Genomic DNA, 13,513 nt, shown 5'->3' with positions numbered 1-13,513 from the left:
CGACGGAGCGTGCCGAGCGAGGCGCGCCGTGCCCGGGTCGCGTCCCTTCGACACGCTCAGGGACCGTGTGGGTCCGGGTCGCGTCCCTTCGACAAGCTCAGGGACCGTACGGCCGGGCCCGCTACCGGGCCCCAGCCGCTACGCCGCGACCGGCGCGCGGAGCTCGCGCAGGGCGCTCTCGTAGGCCTCGATCGAACGGGCCTCGCCCGGAGCCGTGACGAAGCTTCCGCGGATCACGCCGGCCTTGTCGATGAGGAAGGTCGCCCGGGTTGCGAAGCCCTTCTCCTCGAGGAACACGCCGTACTCCTTCGCGACGCCACCGTGCGGCCAGAAGTCGGCCAGCAGATCGAAGTCGTAGCCCTGCGACTCCGCCCACGCCCGGAGCGTGTGCTTGGAGTCGACGGAGATGCCGAGCAGCTCGACGTCGTGGCGGACGAACATGTCGAGGTTGTCGCGCAGCGCGCACAGCTCGCCGGTGCAGGTGCCCGAGAACGCGAGCGGGAAGAATACGAGGGCCACCGCGCGGCGGCCGCGGAACTCGCTGAGTCGGATCCGCTCACCGAACTGGTTGGCGAGCTCGAAATCCGGAGCCAGCGTGTAGTTCTCCAGAGGCATGATGCCTGACGTCCTTTCAACGCCGGACCGAGGCGGCCCGGCACACACGACTGCTGATCATACGCTCGCCTGAGGCAAGCGGGCCCTCTGTTCTCTCGGGGCGTTGCGCTCCCGTTCGCACCTCCCGTCTGTGGAGGAACGACCGCCCGGGCTGGCAGGCCTTTGGAGAAACCGACCAATAGAATTAGTAGGCTCGTCAGGTTGCCGAACCCGTCGCCCCCACCCTGGGCGCTCACGGATGGCGCGAGACGAATCTGTCCAAAACAGAAAGAGGTCGAGGGTGACTGTCAACGATCAGGACCCGTACTCGGTGCACGCGGACGACATGGATCCGCAGGAGACCGCCGAGTGGAATGAGTCCCTCGATGCGCTTGTCGCGGCCCGCGGTCACGGGCGTGCGCGCGAGATCATGCTGAGCCTGCTGAAGCGCTCGAAGGATCTGCACCTCGGCGTGCCGATGGTCCCGACGACGGACTACATCAACACCATCGCCTCGGAGAACGAGCCCCAGTTCCCGGGCAACGAGGACCTCGAGCGCCGCTACCGCGCGTGGATCCGCTGGAACGCCGCCATCACGGTGCACCGCGCCCAGCGTCCCGGCATCGCGGTCGGCGGGCACATCGCCACCTACGCGTCGTCCGCGGCGCTGTACGAGGTCGGCTACAACCACTTCTTCCGCGGCCAGGACCACCCGGGCGGCGGCGACCAGGTCTTCGTGCAGGGCCACGCCTCCCCCGGCATCTACGCGCGCGCCTTCCTCGAGGGACGCCTCTCGACCGAGCAGCTCGACGGTTTCCGCCAGGAGAAGTCGCAGGCGCCGCACGGCATCCCGTCGTACCCGCACCCGCGCCTCATGCCGGTTTTCTGGCAGTTCCCCACCGTCTCCATGGGCCTCGGCCCGATCAACGCCATTTACCAGGCGCAGGTCAACCGCTACCTCACCAACCGCGGCATCAAGGATGCGTCGGACCAGCACGTCTGGGCGTTCCTCGGCGACGGCGAGATGGACGAGGTCGAGAGCCGCGGCCAGCTCCAGGTCGCCGCGAACGAGGGCCTCGACAACCTCACCTTCGTCATCAACTGCAACCTCCAGCGCCTCGACGGCCCGGTGCGCGGCAACGGCAAGATCATCCAGGAGCTCGAGAGCTTCTTCCGCGGCGCCGGCTGGAACGTCATCAAGGTCGTCTGGGGCCGCGAGTGGGACGACCTGCTCTCCCGGGACAGCGAGGGCGCCCTGCTCGACCTCATGAACCGCACGCCCGACGGCGACTACCAGACCTACAAGGCCGAGAGCGGCGCCTACATCCGCGAGAACTTCTTCGGCCGCGACCCGCGCGCCCTCGAGCTCGTGAAGGACTACTCGGACGACCAGATCTGGAACCTGAAGCGCGGCGGGCACGACTACCGCAAGGTCTACGCGGCGTTCAAGGCGGCGTCCGAGCACAAGGGCCAGCCCACGGTCATCCTCGCGAAGACGGTCAAGGGCTACGGCCTCGGCCCGTCGTTCGAGGGCCGCAACGCGACCCACCAGATGAAGAAGCTCACGCTCGACAACCTGAAGCAGTTCCGCGACGAGATGCGCATCCCGATCACGGACGCTCAGCTCGAGGAGAACCCGTACCAGCCGCCCTACTACCACCCGGGCGAGAACGACGAGGCGATCCAGTACCTGCAGGAGCGCCGGCGCGCGCTCGGCGGCTACTCCCCCGAACGTCGCACGAAGCACACGTCGGTCACCCTGCCCGACGACTCCGCCTACGCGATCATGAAGAAGGGCTCCGGCACGCAGGAGATCGCCACCACCATGGCGTTCGTGCGACTGCTCAAGGACCTCACGCGCAGCAAGGGCTTCGGCAACCGCATCGTGCCGATCATCCCGGACGAGGCGCGCACCTTCGGCATCGATGCCTTCTTCCCGACGGCGAAGATCTACAACCCGAACGGCCAGCACTACACGTCGGTCGACCGCGAGTTGCTGCTCTCCTACAAGGAGAGCCCGCAGGGCCAGATCCTGCACGTCGGCATCAACGAGGCGGGCGCCCTCGCGGCGTTCACCAACGTCGGCACGTCGTACTCGACGCAGGGCGAGCCGCTGATCCCGATCTACGTCTTCTACTCGATGTTCGGCTTCCAGCGCACGGGCGACGCCCTGTGGGCGGCGGGCGACCAGATGGCGCGCGGCTTCCTCATCGGCGCCACCGCCGGTCGCACGACGCTGACCGGTGAGGGTCTGCAGCACGCGGACGGCCACTCGCCGCTCCTCGCCGCCACCAACCCGGCCGTGGTCAGCTACGACCCCGCGTTCGGCTACGAGATCGGGCACATCGTGCGCGCCGGCCTCGAGCGGATGTACGGCGGCAACCACGCCGACCCGAACGTCATGTACTACATCACCGTGTACAACGAGCCGCTCGTGCAGCCGAAGGAGCCCGAGGGTGTCGACGTCGACGGCATCGTGCGCGGCATCTACCACCTGAAGACGGCGGAGATCGAGGGCCCCCGCGCCCAGCTCCTCGCGTCGGGCGTCGCCGTGCCGTGGGCGCTCGAGGCGCAGAAGCTGCTCGCCGAGGACTGGGGCGTGTCCGCGGACGTCTGGTCCGTCACGTCGTGGAGCGAGCTGCAGCGCGACGGTCTCGCGGCGGAGGAGCACAACTTCCTGAACCCCGACGACGAGCCTCGCGTGTCCTACGTGTCGAACAAGCTGTCGGGTTCCGACGGCCCGTTCATCGCGGTGAGCGACTTCTCGCACGCGCTGCCGGAGATGATCCGTCCGTTCGTGCCGGGTGACTACGCGACGCTCGGCGCCGACGGCTTCGGCTTCTCGGACACGCGTCCCGCGGCCCGCCGCTTCTTCAAGATCGACGGCCCGAGCATGGTCGTCCGCACCCTCGAGTCGCTCGTCAAGCGCGGTCTCGTCGACGCGGGTGCCCCGGCCCGGGCGATCGAGAAGTACCGCCTTCACGACGTGAGCGCGGGCACGACCGGATCGGCGGGCGGCGAGAGCTAGGGCTCTCCCGCCGGCCGCGCGGACGAGAGGACGAGACGCCTTCGTGCCCAAGACCAAGGAGCAGACGCTCGCCTGGCTGCGCTCGCTCTCGGGCGAGCTGGCCACGGCGACGCTCAAGCGACTCGAGGACACGCTGCCCTGGTACGGCGACATGCCGCCGGGGCGGCGGTCCGCGGTCGGTCTCGTGGCGCAGGCGGGCATCACCTCGTTCATCAGCTGGTACGAGGATCCCCGCGCCACGCCGTGGATCGCGGCCGACGTCTTCGGCGCCGCGCCCCGCGAGCTGCTGCGGTCGGTGAGCCTGCAGCAGACCCTGCAGCTCATCCGCGTCACTGTCGAGGTGGTCGAGGAGCGCATCAAGAACGGCGATGCGACGCTGCGGGAGTCAATCCTGCTGTACTCCCGGGAGATCGCCTTCGCCGCCGCCGACGTCTACGCCCGCGCGGCGGAGGCTCGAGGGCTGTGGGACGCCCGGCTCGAGGCGCTCGTGGTCGACTCGATCCTGAGTGGCGAGTACGACGACGAGCTCCCGTCCCGCATCGCGGCACTCGGCTGGCACGGCCACGGCGAGGTGAGCGTGCTCGTCGGCACCGCCCCGAAGATGCTCGACGTCGACCAGCTGCGCCGCACGGCCAGGCACTCGCTCTCGGACGTGCTCATCGGCGTGCAGGGCAACCGGCTCGTCCTCGTGATCGGACGCGCGCGCCCCCGGCCCGGCGACGGCGAGGAGCCCGGCGAGACCGAGGTGCTCAGCTTCCTCGACATCGCGCGCCAGCTGGAGCCCGGCTTCGGCCCCGGTCACCTCGTGCTCGGGCCCGAGGTGCCGAGCCTGGTGGACGCGTCGCGCAGCGCACGCGCCGCCCTCGCCGGGTTCGCCGTGGCGCGCTCGTGGCGCAACGCGCCCCGGCCGCTGCTGGCGGACGACCTGCTCCCCGAGCGCGCGCTGGCCGGTGACCCGCTCGCCCGGGCCACTCTCATCAATCGCGTCTACCGGCCGCTGCAGGACCACTCGACCGAGCTGCTTGCGACGCTCTGGTGCTACCTCGACAACGGGCGCTCCCTCGAGGGGACCGCGCGGGAGCTGTTCGTGCACCCGAACACCGTGCGCTACCGCCTGAAGCGGGTCTCCGAGGTCATCGGCTGGGACGCCACAGGGGCGCGCGAGGCGCTCATCCTGCAGGCGGCCCTGATCCTCGGCTCGATCGCGGAGCCGGGGCACGGCGATGTCCGCATCCCGGTTCCCCGCCCGAAGCGACACCGCGACCCGCAACGCTGACGCTGCCGGTGGTCGCGCAGTCCCGCCGAGGAGCGGTTCCGCGGCCGGGTATGGTCCCTGCGCCGGGTACCGTCCCTGAGCCTGTCGAAGGGGCGCGCGCTCCTACGGATCCGTCACGTCGCTTCGACAAGCTCAGCGACCATGGGAGGAGCCCAGCGACCGTGGGAGGACGCAGCGACCGTGGGAGGACGCAGCGACCGTGGGGAGACCTCCGCGACCTCTAAAGGGTCCGGCGACGCACGACGGCGACGACCCGGACACTGTGGCACTCTCACAAAGCTCTTCGCGGATCTTGGTCGTGTCACAACACAGGAGCGGCACGGGAACCGGGCAGGATTGGACGGTGATCGTTCTCGCCTGCCCGGGACAGGGCTCCCAGACCCCCGGCTTCCTCTCCCCCTGGCTCGAGCACGACGAGTACCGCGGCATGGTCGAGCGCTTCAGTGAGGCGTCGGGCGTGGACATCGCCCGCCACGGCACGGAGTCGGACGCCGACACCATCCGGGACACCGCGGTCGCGCAGCCGCTCATCGTCGCCGCCGGCCTGTTGGCCCTCGAGGCCCTGCTCGCGGACGGCCGCAGGGACCGCATCGCGGGCATCGCCGGCCACTCCGTCGGCGAGATCACGGCCGCGGCCGGCGCGGGCATCCTCGGCCACACCGAGGCGATGACGCTGGTGAGCGAGCGCGCCCGGGCCATGGCGGAGGCGGCCGCCCTGGAGCCGACCGGCATGAGCGCGGTCCTCGGTGCGGACGAGGAAACCCTTCTGGCCCGCCTCGCGGAGCTGGGGCTCGAGCCCGCGAACTTCAACGGCGGCGGCCAGATCGTCGTCGCCGGCGCCCTCGACGCCCTCGAGGCGCTGAAGGCGGAACCGCTGCCCGGCAGCCGCGTCATCCCGCTCCAGGTGGCCGGTGCCTTCCACACCCGCTACATGGAGCCCGCCAAGGAGGCCCTGGCCGCCGCCGCGGCACGGGTGCAGCCGGGCACGCCGGACACCACGATCTGGACCAACAGGGACGGATCCGTCGTCGACGACGGCCAGCGGTTCCTCGACCTCGTGGTGGGCCAGGTGTCCTCGCCGGTACGGTGGGATCGCTGCATGGAGGCGTTCGCCGCCGCCGGGGTCACCGGCATCGTGGAGCTCGCCCCCGCCGGGGCGCTCGTCGGGCTCGCCCGGCGCGGGCTCAAGGGCCTGCCGACCGTCGCCGTGAAGACGCCGGACGACATCCCCGCGGCGCTCGACCTCATCGACCAGCACGCCTAGCCCGCCCGCGTCATCCCACTCCCCCTCGCCAGCCCGCACGATAGCTCGTCACACGACAGACAGGGTTCCATGACTCTTCCCACCCTCACCCAGGCCACCGGTCCCGCGTTCACGCGGATCCTCGGGCTCGGCGCCTCCCGTGGCGACCTCGTCGTGCCGAACGAGGACATCGTGGCGCCCATGAATTCCTCCGACGAGTGGATCCGTCAGCGGACGGGCGTGATCGAGCGGCGCCGCGCGAGCAAGGAGCGCGGCGTGATCGACATGTCCGTGGAGGCGGCGAACGAGGCGATCGAGAAGTCGGGCATCGACGCGTCCCGGATCGGCGCGGTGATCGTGTCCACGGTGAGCAACACGGTCACGACGCCCTCGGTCGCCGCGATGCTCGCGGACCGGGTGGGCGCCACCCCCGCGGCCGCCTATGACATCTCCGCCGCCTGCGCCGGCTACACCTACGCGATCGCGCAGGCCGACTCCCTGGTGCGCACCGGCCTGGCCGAGTACGTGCTCGTCGTCGGGGCGGAGAAGCTCTCGATGTTCGCGAAGCCCACCGACCGCACGATCTCCTTCCTCCTCGCCGACGGCGCGGGCGCGGCCATCGTCGGTCCCAGCGAGACGCCGGGCATCTCCAAGACGGTCTGGGGCTCTGACGGTTCCAAGTGGGATGCCGTCGGCATGGACGCCACCTACGAGCAGTACCGCGACGGCGAGGCCGAGTGGCCCATGATGCGCCAGGAGGGCCCCACGGTCTTCCGCTGGGCGGTCTGGGAGATGGCGAAGGTCGCGAAGCAGGCGCTGGAGGCCGCGGGCGTCACCGCTGACCAGCTTGCCGCGTTCATCCCCCACCAGGCGAACATGCGCATCATCGACGAGCTCGCGAAGCAGCTGGGCCTCCCGGAGAGCGTCGTGATCGCCCGGGACATCGCCACGACGGGCAACACGTCCGCCGCGTCGATCCCGCTCGCGACCCACCGGCTGCTCGAGGAGAATCCCGAGGTCAGCGGCGGCTTGGCCCTGCAGATCGGCTTCGGGGCCGGGCTCGTCTTCGGCGCCCAAGTGGTCGTCCTGCCCTAAACTGTCCCACGGTCACTCGACACCCCAAGGAGAAAACACATGGCATTGTCCACCGAAGAAGTCCTCGCCGGCCTGGCCGAGCTCGTCAACGATGAGACCGGCATCGCCGCCGACACGGTCGAGATGGACAAGTCGTTCACGGACGACCTCGACATCGACTCGATCTCGATGATGACGATCGTCGTCAACGCCGAGGAGAAGTTCGACGTCAAGATTCCGGACGAAGAGGTCAAGAACCTGAAGACCGTCGGCGACGCAGTGCGGTACATCACCGCGGCGCAGAGCTAGAAGCTTCTAGCCGATGGCCGGCCCCTCGCTCGCGACGGGCCGGCCTTCTTCGTATCAGCCCGCACCACCCCCAGGGAGTCGCCGCACATGACCAAGACCATCGTCGTCACCGGAATCGGTGCAACGTCGCCGCTCGGCGGCACCGCCGAGGAGACCTGGCAGGCGCTCCTCGCGGGCCAGTCGGGCGCCCGTCCGCTCGAGCAGGAGTGGGTGGCGAAGTGGGACATCCCGATCACCTTCGCCGCGCAGGCGAAGGTGCCGTCCTCCGAGGTGCTCGAGCGCATCGAGACCAAGCGCCTCGATCCCTCGAGCCAGTTCGCCCTCACCGCCGCGCGTGAGGCCTGGGCCGACGCGGGAGCGCCCGAGGTCGAGCCCGAGCGTTTCGGCGTGGACTGGGCCACCGGCATCGGCGGCGTGTGGACCCTGCTCGACGCGTGGGACACCCTGCGCGAGCGCGGCCCGCGGCGCGTGCTGCCCATGACCGTGCCCATGCTCATGCCGAACGGCCCCGCGGCCGCGATCGAGATGAGCCTCGGCGCCCGCGCCGGCGCGCGCACGGTCGTCTCGGCGTGCGCATCCAGCACCGAGTCGATCGCCAACGCCTACGACCACCTCCAGGCGGGCCTGGCGGACATCATCATCGCCGGCGGATCCGAGGCGGCCATCCACCCGCTGCCCATCGCGTCCTTCGCCGCGATGCAGGCGCTCTCGAAGCGCAACGACGAGCCGGCCACGGCCTCGCGCCCCTACGACGTCACCCGTGACGGCTTCGTGCTCGGCGAGGGCGGCGCCGCCGTCGTGCTCGAGACCGAGGAGCACGCCAAGGCGCGCGGCGCGAAGATCTATGCCGTGCTGCTCGGCGGTGCCGTGACCAGCGACGCGTACCACATCACCGCTCCGGACCCCGAGGGCTCAGCGGCCGCGCGCGCGATGATCGGCGCCGTCAAGGCGGCGGGCGCCGACCTGTCGGACGTCGCCCACATCAACGCGCACGCCACGAGCACGCCCGTCGGCGACATCGCCGAGTACCACGCGCTCCGCCGCGTCTTCGGCGACGACGTCGAGGGCATCCCGGTGTCGGCCACCAAGGCGTCGACCGGTCACCTCCTCGGTGGCGCCGGCGGCATCGAGGCGATCTTCACGATCAAGGCCCTGGCCGAGCGCGTCGCCCCGCCGACGATCAACCTCACCGAGCAGGACCCGGAGGTGCGCCTCGACGTCGTGACGTCTCCGCGCAAGCTCGGCGACGGCACGCTGCTCGCGATCAGCAACTCCTTCGGCTTCGGCGGCCACAACGCCGTCGTCGCCTTCGCGACCGCCTAGGCCCGACCGCCCCTCGTCGCGGCCGTTTAGCACCTCGCGCCCCTGCCCAGGCAGGAGGATCCTGCGCAGCTAAAAGCTGGGCACGATCCTCCTGCCTGGGCAGGGGCAGCTCGAATGCGCGGGTGGGAGGCACGGTTCCTGAGCTCGTCGAAGGGATCACAGGAGGATCGGTCGCGTCCCTTCGACAGGCTCAGGGACCGTAACCGGCCGGCGCCGTTGTAGGGCGCGGTGGGGAGCGGCGGGGTCAGCCGACCTTGTGCAGCCAGACCACCGAGTTGAGGTCGCTCGCGTGGCGGAACGGCTCCAGCTCGTCGTCCCACGCCTGGCCGAGCGCGAGGCGCAGCTCGCGGTGCAGCTCGAGCGTGTTCGAGCCGGCCACCTCGATGGCGTAACGGATGCGGTCCTCGGGCACGACGGTGTTGCCGGCCGTGTCGGTCTGCGCGAAGAAGATGCCGAGATCGGGCGTGTGCATCCAACGGCCGCCATCGGTGCCGAGCCCCGCATCCTCGGTGACCTCGAAGCGCAGGTGCTCCCACCCGCGCAGCGCGGACGCCAGAGCGGCACCGGAGCCCTGCGGGCCCTCCCAGTAGAACTCCGTGCGCTGGGCGCCCTTCAGCACCGGCTGCTCGATCCAGTCGAAGTTCACGGCAGCACCGAGAGCGCGACCTGCTGCCCACTCGACGTGGGGGCAGAGCGCGCGGGGGCTGGAGTGCACGAACAGCACTCCCCGTGCCTTCAGTTGTGATCCGCTTCCCGCGACCATGCTTCCTCCGTTCGATCAGGTACGTCTTCCCCAACGACCTACTGAACGGATGAACCGGTGGTCCCGGTACATCGGTGGTGATGCCGACATTGCTGCCGTTGATTGAATTATGCCCAGGCTAGGGGCGAATGACAAACGTGTGATGCGCGGGAGGCGGCGTGTCCTCCGCCGGGGAGCGCTCGACCGGACGCACTATCTCTGTACAGGGGAAACCCCGGTGGTCCAGGAAGGGGGTGCACGATGTCGGTGCGCCAGAGCCTCCTCGCGATCCTCGACCAGGGTCCCTGCTACGGCTATCAGCTGCGTGCGGAGTTCGACCGGCGCACGGGCGGCACCTGGCCCCTCAATGTCGGCCAGATCTACAACACGCTGGATCGACTCGAGCGGGACGGCCTCGTCGTCAAGGGTGATTCGGATGACGAGGGCCACGTCTACTACGCCATCACGGACGACGGCCGGGCCGAGGCCGGCGAGTGGCTGTCCACGCCGGTCGACCGCTCGGCCGCGGCCCGGGACGAGCTCGCGATCAAGCTGGCCCTCGCCGCCACCCTGCCCGGCGTAGACGTGCGCGTGCTCATCGCTCAGCAGCGGGCGGCATCCCTCGCCCGGCTCGAGGCCCTCGTCGCCGAGCGGGCCGTTCCGTCCGGCCCCGCGGGCAGCACGACCGCGCCGGTCGGACGCGTCACGGTCGGTGCCGGTGCGGGAACCGTCGCCCCTGATGGCATGGCGGAGGATCTGGCGGCGGCGCTCGTGTCCGACGCGCTCGTGGAGCACGCCAAGGCCGAGGTGCGCTGGCTCGACAGCGCTGCGGCGCGACTGGAGCGCAGCGGCCCGGGTGCCGCCGCCGTGCCGCTCCTCAGCACGCCGCCCCGCCGCGGCCGCCCTGTCCGCGACGCCGCCGCCTCCTGACCCGCGCCGCCCGTTTCTGAGCTCAGAGGCAGACGGATTCCGGGTCTAGTGAAGCAGCTCGCCGGAGCGGGCGAGCACGTTCTTCTCCCCCGCCTCGATCGGCACCGCGAATCGGTTCTGCTTCGGCGGGATCGGGCAGTTGAAGTGGTAGCTGAAGGCACACGGCGGCAGGTACGCGCGGTTGAAGTCGAGGGTGATCGTGCCGTCGTCGTTCGGCAGCACCTTGAGGAAGCGGCCGACGCCGTACGTGCTGTCGCCGTTGGTGGCATCGCCGAACACGAGCAGCAGCTTCTGCTCGTCCCAGTAGGCGGCGAGCGTGTATGAGACGCCGTCCTTCTCGAAGCTGATGTCCGCCGGGATTACGCGCTCGCGGGTCCGGCCGTCGTCCTTGACGTGCTCGAAGCCGACCGCCCTCACCTCGTCGAGGGGCGTGAACGTGGCCCGTACGACCCAGTCCGGGTTGTACGGGAAGGCGTCGATGCCGCCGAAGTCGCGGATCGCCTCGGACTCCGCGTCCCACACCCGGAGGGCGTAGCCGCCGTCCTCCCCCGCGATGACGAAGCCGGTGACGGTGTCGCTGAACCGTACCTCCGACGGGTTCTCGTCGTCCCGGCCGCGCACGACCACCTCGCCCTGGGCGAGACGCCCGTCGACGAGGATGTCGTCCGCGAGTTCTGCGGTGAGCAGAAGGCCCGACTCGCCCTGTTCGCGCGGTGCCCAGAGACCCGGGACGCCCCAGATCGGCTGCCCGACTCCCGACTCCCCGGTGATCCACTGGGTGTTCACGAGGGCGAGGACGCCCTGCGGCTGACGGACCGTGCGCTCGCGAGCCTCGCGGTAGGCGGCGAGGCTGCGCGCCGCGGTGTCGGTGTCGGTGTCGGTGCCGGTCATGGGATGTGCTCCTGCCCTCGTGTCGCGTCCGTGCACCCCAACGTCCGGCCCCTCGGCTTTATGCCGCCCCGCCGGCCGTCAGGCGGCCTCGCCGGCGGGCACGTGGCCGGGTCACTTGGCATCTGCATAGGAGTCCACGACCGCGGTGGTGACGGCGAATTCGATCGGGAAGCCGCCGAAGAGCAGGCGGCCGGCCTCGGCCGCCGCATCGAGCACCGCGCTCCGCACCTGCTCCGCCTGGTCGACGGGCGCGTGGACGATGACCTCGTCATGCAGGAAGAACACGAGGTGAGGTCGCCGCTCGCCGTCGGCCATCGCCGCCAACCGACCGCGTAACCCGGCCATCCAGCACAGCGCCCACTCGGCGGCGCTGCCCTGCACGACGAAGTTCCGGGTGAATCGTCCCCACTCCCGCGCCTCGCCGCGGGCGCGCTGCGCGTCGGCCGGTGCCGCGTCCTCCGCCGCCGCCCTTCCCTGCGTCGCCAGCCACCCCTCGCCCGGCCGCGGCGAGCTGCGCCCGAGCCGCGTGGTGACCTTAAGGCCGCGCTCCCCCGCCCGCGCCGCGTCCTCGACGAGGCCGATGGCCCGCGGATACGCGCGTGCGAGCCGCGGCATCAGCCGTCCGGCCTCGCCCTGGGTCGCGCCGTACATCGCGCCGAGCATCGCGCTCTTGGCGTGCGCCCGGCTGTCCACGACCCCGCGGTCGACCAGCCCCTGATAGATGTCCGTTCCGCGACCCGCCTCCGCCAGGGCGAGGTCGCCCGATAGCGCTGCGAGCACCCGGGGTTCCAGCTGGGCCGCGTCGGCGACCACGAGCGTCCATCCGGGGTCGGGCACGACGGCGCCGCGCACCTGGCGCGGCAGCTGCAGAGCGCCACCGCCGCGCGTCGCCCACCGCCCGGTCACCACCCCGCCGGGCACGTAGTCCGGCCGGAATCGGCCGTCGTGGATCCAGGCGTCCATCCAGGCCCAGCCGTTGGCCTGGAGCAGCCGACTCAGCCGCTTGTACTCAAGCAACGGCTCGATGGCCGGGTGCCGGAGCTCCTTCAGCTCCCATTTGCGGGTCGACGTGACAGTGAGCCCGACCCGGCGGAGCGCGCGCAGCACGTCGGCGGGCGAGTCGGGATTCAGCTCCGGGGCGCCGAGCGCGGAGCGCACGGACTCCGCGAGCTGCTCGAGCTTGCGCGGACGCTCGCCGAACCGCGGCCGCGGGCCGAGGAGTTCCGTCAGCACCCGGTCGTGCACCTCGGCGCTCCAGGGCAGCCCGTCGTACGTCATCTCGGCGGCGATGAGGGCGCCGGCGGACTCCGCCGCGAGAAGCAGCCGGATGCGTCCGGGCTGCTCGGTGCCGGCGACGGCAGCCAGCTGGGCGCTGAGCTCCTCCCGCATCTCCTCCGGTCGGGCCCGGTCCTCGGAGCCGAGCGCGTCCGGAGCCGCGAACAGGGCGAGGCCCTCGTCCGCGGCGGCGGCGGACGGCTCCGCCGCGTCGTCCCAGGGACCCCGCGGTGCCGCCGCCAGCCGTGACTCTGCCGTGAGTTCCGACTGGCGCAGGATCGCGTGGCAGAGCCGGAGGTCGTGGCACCGGTCCACCCGCACCCCTGCGGCGAGCAGAGGCGGATACCACCCCGCCGTGTCGTCCCAGACCCACCGTGGGCGCTCTCGGGACTCCAGGTCCCGCACGACGGCCGGCAGCTCCGCGCGGGCCACTACCCGGGCGTCCGACAGGGCTGCGCCGTCATCCCCGAGCAGATCGAGGCATGCCCCGTCCGGGACACGGGACAACACGGCGTACACCGTTCCATTGTCGCCGCACCCACCGTCATCGCCGCCCACCGGGGACTAGCGCGGGCCGCAGCGGACCGGGACAGCACCGGATTCGGGAGTCCGTTGAAGCTTCCGGAAGGCCGGTGTGCGACTCGCCAGAAAATGTGCATACCGCGCGGCCCCCTGTCTGGGCTATCCTCAACGAAGTAGTTGTTGTGTCTCGCACGTCTTGAATGCTTGCGGCCATGGCCTGAGCGCCTAGTCCCCGTCGGGGTCTGGCGACGAGCACCGCGACGAGCGGCTCCGGGAAAACGGGACCGATCTAACTTCCTTGGAGGA

Annotated in this window: 11 protein-coding genes; 7 read left to right on the top strand and 4 right to left on the bottom strand. The window is 70.8% G+C overall.

What is annotated here, in order from left to right:
• Positions 1 to 138: 138 nt before the first annotated feature.
• Complete coding sequence (locus DAI20_RS13190; RefSeq protein ID WP_108251532.1) at positions 139 to 615, bottom strand: peroxiredoxin; 477 nt, start codon at positions 613 to 615, stop codon at positions 139 to 141.
• Between the two features lie 280 nt (positions 616 to 895).
• Between DAI20_RS13190 and aceE the strand changes: the two genes are divergently transcribed.
• The 6 genes from aceE to DAI20_RS13160 all read left to right on the top strand — a co-directional run bounded on the left by aceE (position 896) and on the right by DAI20_RS13160 (position 8,847).
• A complete protein-coding gene (gene aceE, locus DAI20_RS13185; protein WP_108251530.1) occupies positions 896 to 3,622 on the top strand; it encodes a pyruvate dehydrogenase (acetyl-transferring), homodimeric type in 2,727 nt (908 codons plus the stop codon).
• Positions 3,623 to 3,665: 43 nt separating this feature from the next.
• Complete coding sequence (locus tag DAI20_RS13180) at positions 3,666 to 4,898, top strand: PucR family transcriptional regulator (RefSeq protein ID WP_108251528.1); 1,233 nt, start codon at positions 3,666 to 3,668, stop codon at positions 4,896 to 4,898.
• A gap of 343 nt (positions 4,899 to 5,241) precedes the next feature.
• A complete protein-coding gene (locus DAI20_RS13175) occupies positions 5,242 to 6,162 on the top strand; it encodes an ACP S-malonyltransferase (RefSeq protein ID WP_108251526.1) in 921 nt (306 codons plus the stop codon).
• A 69-nt stretch (positions 6,163 to 6,231) separates the two neighbouring features.
• Positions 6,232 to 7,236, top strand: a complete 1,005-nt coding sequence (locus tag DAI20_RS13170) for a beta-ketoacyl-ACP synthase III (RefSeq protein ID WP_108251524.1) — start codon at positions 6,232 to 6,234, stop codon at positions 7,234 to 7,236.
• Between the two features lie 39 nt (positions 7,237 to 7,275).
• On the top strand, positions 7,276 to 7,524 hold the full coding sequence (locus tag DAI20_RS13165) for an acyl carrier protein (RefSeq protein ID WP_108251522.1): 249 nt from the start codon (positions 7,276 to 7,278) through the stop codon (positions 7,522 to 7,524).
• Between the two features lie 87 nt (positions 7,525 to 7,611).
• Entirely contained in the window at positions 7,612 to 8,847 is a 1,236-nt protein-coding gene (locus DAI20_RS13160; protein WP_108251520.1) for a beta-ketoacyl-[acyl-carrier-protein] synthase family protein, read from the top strand.
• A gap of 244 nt (positions 8,848 to 9,091) precedes the next feature.
• On the opposite strand, the gene DAI20_RS13155 is transcribed toward DAI20_RS13160, so the two are convergent.
• Positions 9,092 to 9,610, bottom strand: a complete 519-nt coding sequence (locus DAI20_RS13155) for a DUF3145 domain-containing protein (RefSeq protein WP_108251518.1) — start codon at positions 9,608 to 9,610, stop codon at positions 9,092 to 9,094.
• Between the two features lie 240 nt (positions 9,611 to 9,850).
• On the opposite strand from DAI20_RS13155, the gene DAI20_RS13150 reads away from it, so the two are divergent.
• Complete coding sequence (locus tag DAI20_RS13150) at positions 9,851 to 10,519, top strand: PadR family transcriptional regulator (protein ID WP_108251516.1); 669 nt, start codon at positions 9,851 to 9,853, stop codon at positions 10,517 to 10,519.
• Positions 10,520 to 10,564: 45 nt separating this feature from the next.
• Here the strand turns inward: DAI20_RS13150 and DAI20_RS13145 are convergent, their stop codons facing one another.
• A complete protein-coding gene (locus DAI20_RS13145) occupies positions 10,565 to 11,410 on the bottom strand; it encodes a DUF1684 domain-containing protein (RefSeq protein WP_108251514.1) in 846 nt (281 codons plus the stop codon).
• A 111-nt stretch (positions 11,411 to 11,521) separates the two neighbouring features.
• Complete coding sequence (locus DAI20_RS13140; RefSeq protein ID WP_108251512.1) at positions 11,522 to 13,204, bottom strand: bifunctional 3'-5' exonuclease/DNA polymerase; 1,683 nt, start codon at positions 13,202 to 13,204, stop codon at positions 11,522 to 11,524.
• Between the last annotated feature and the right edge of the window lie 309 nt (positions 13,205 to 13,513).

The sequence above is a fragment of the Planctomonas deserti genome, from assembly GCF_003067705.1.
GTDB classification, from domain to species: Bacteria; Actinomycetota; Actinomycetes; order Actinomycetales; family Microbacteriaceae; genus Planctomonas; species Planctomonas deserti.
This window is presented reverse-complemented; position numbering and strand designations above follow the sequence as displayed.

Excerpts from the sequence above, each read along its gene's own strand:
- DAI20_RS13165 (WP_108251522.1), top strand. The coding sequence starts at position 7,276 with ATGGCATTGTCCACCGAAGAAGTCCTCGCCGGCCTGGCCGAGCTCGTC.
- DAI20_RS13160 (WP_108251520.1), top strand. The coding sequence starts at position 7,612 with ATGACCAAGACCATCGTCGTCACCGGAATCGGTGCAACGTCGCCGCTC.
- DAI20_RS13155 (WP_108251518.1), bottom strand. The coding sequence starts at position 9,610 with ATGGTCGCGGGAAGCGGATCACAACTGAAGGCACGGGGAGTGCTGTTC.
- DAI20_RS13170 (WP_108251524.1), top strand. The coding sequence starts at position 6,232 with ATGACTCTTCCCACCCTCACCCAGGCCACCGGTCCCGCGTTCACGCGG.
- DAI20_RS13150 (WP_108251516.1), top strand. The coding sequence starts at position 9,851 with ATGTCGGTGCGCCAGAGCCTCCTCGCGATCCTCGACCAGGGTCCCTGC.
- DAI20_RS13190 (WP_108251532.1), bottom strand. The coding sequence starts at position 615 with ATGCCTCTGGAGAACTACACGCTGGCTCCGGATTTCGAGCTCGCCAAC.
- DAI20_RS13145 (WP_108251514.1), bottom strand. The coding sequence starts at position 11,410 with ATGACCGGCACCGACACCGACACCGACACCGCGGCGCGCAGCCTCGCC.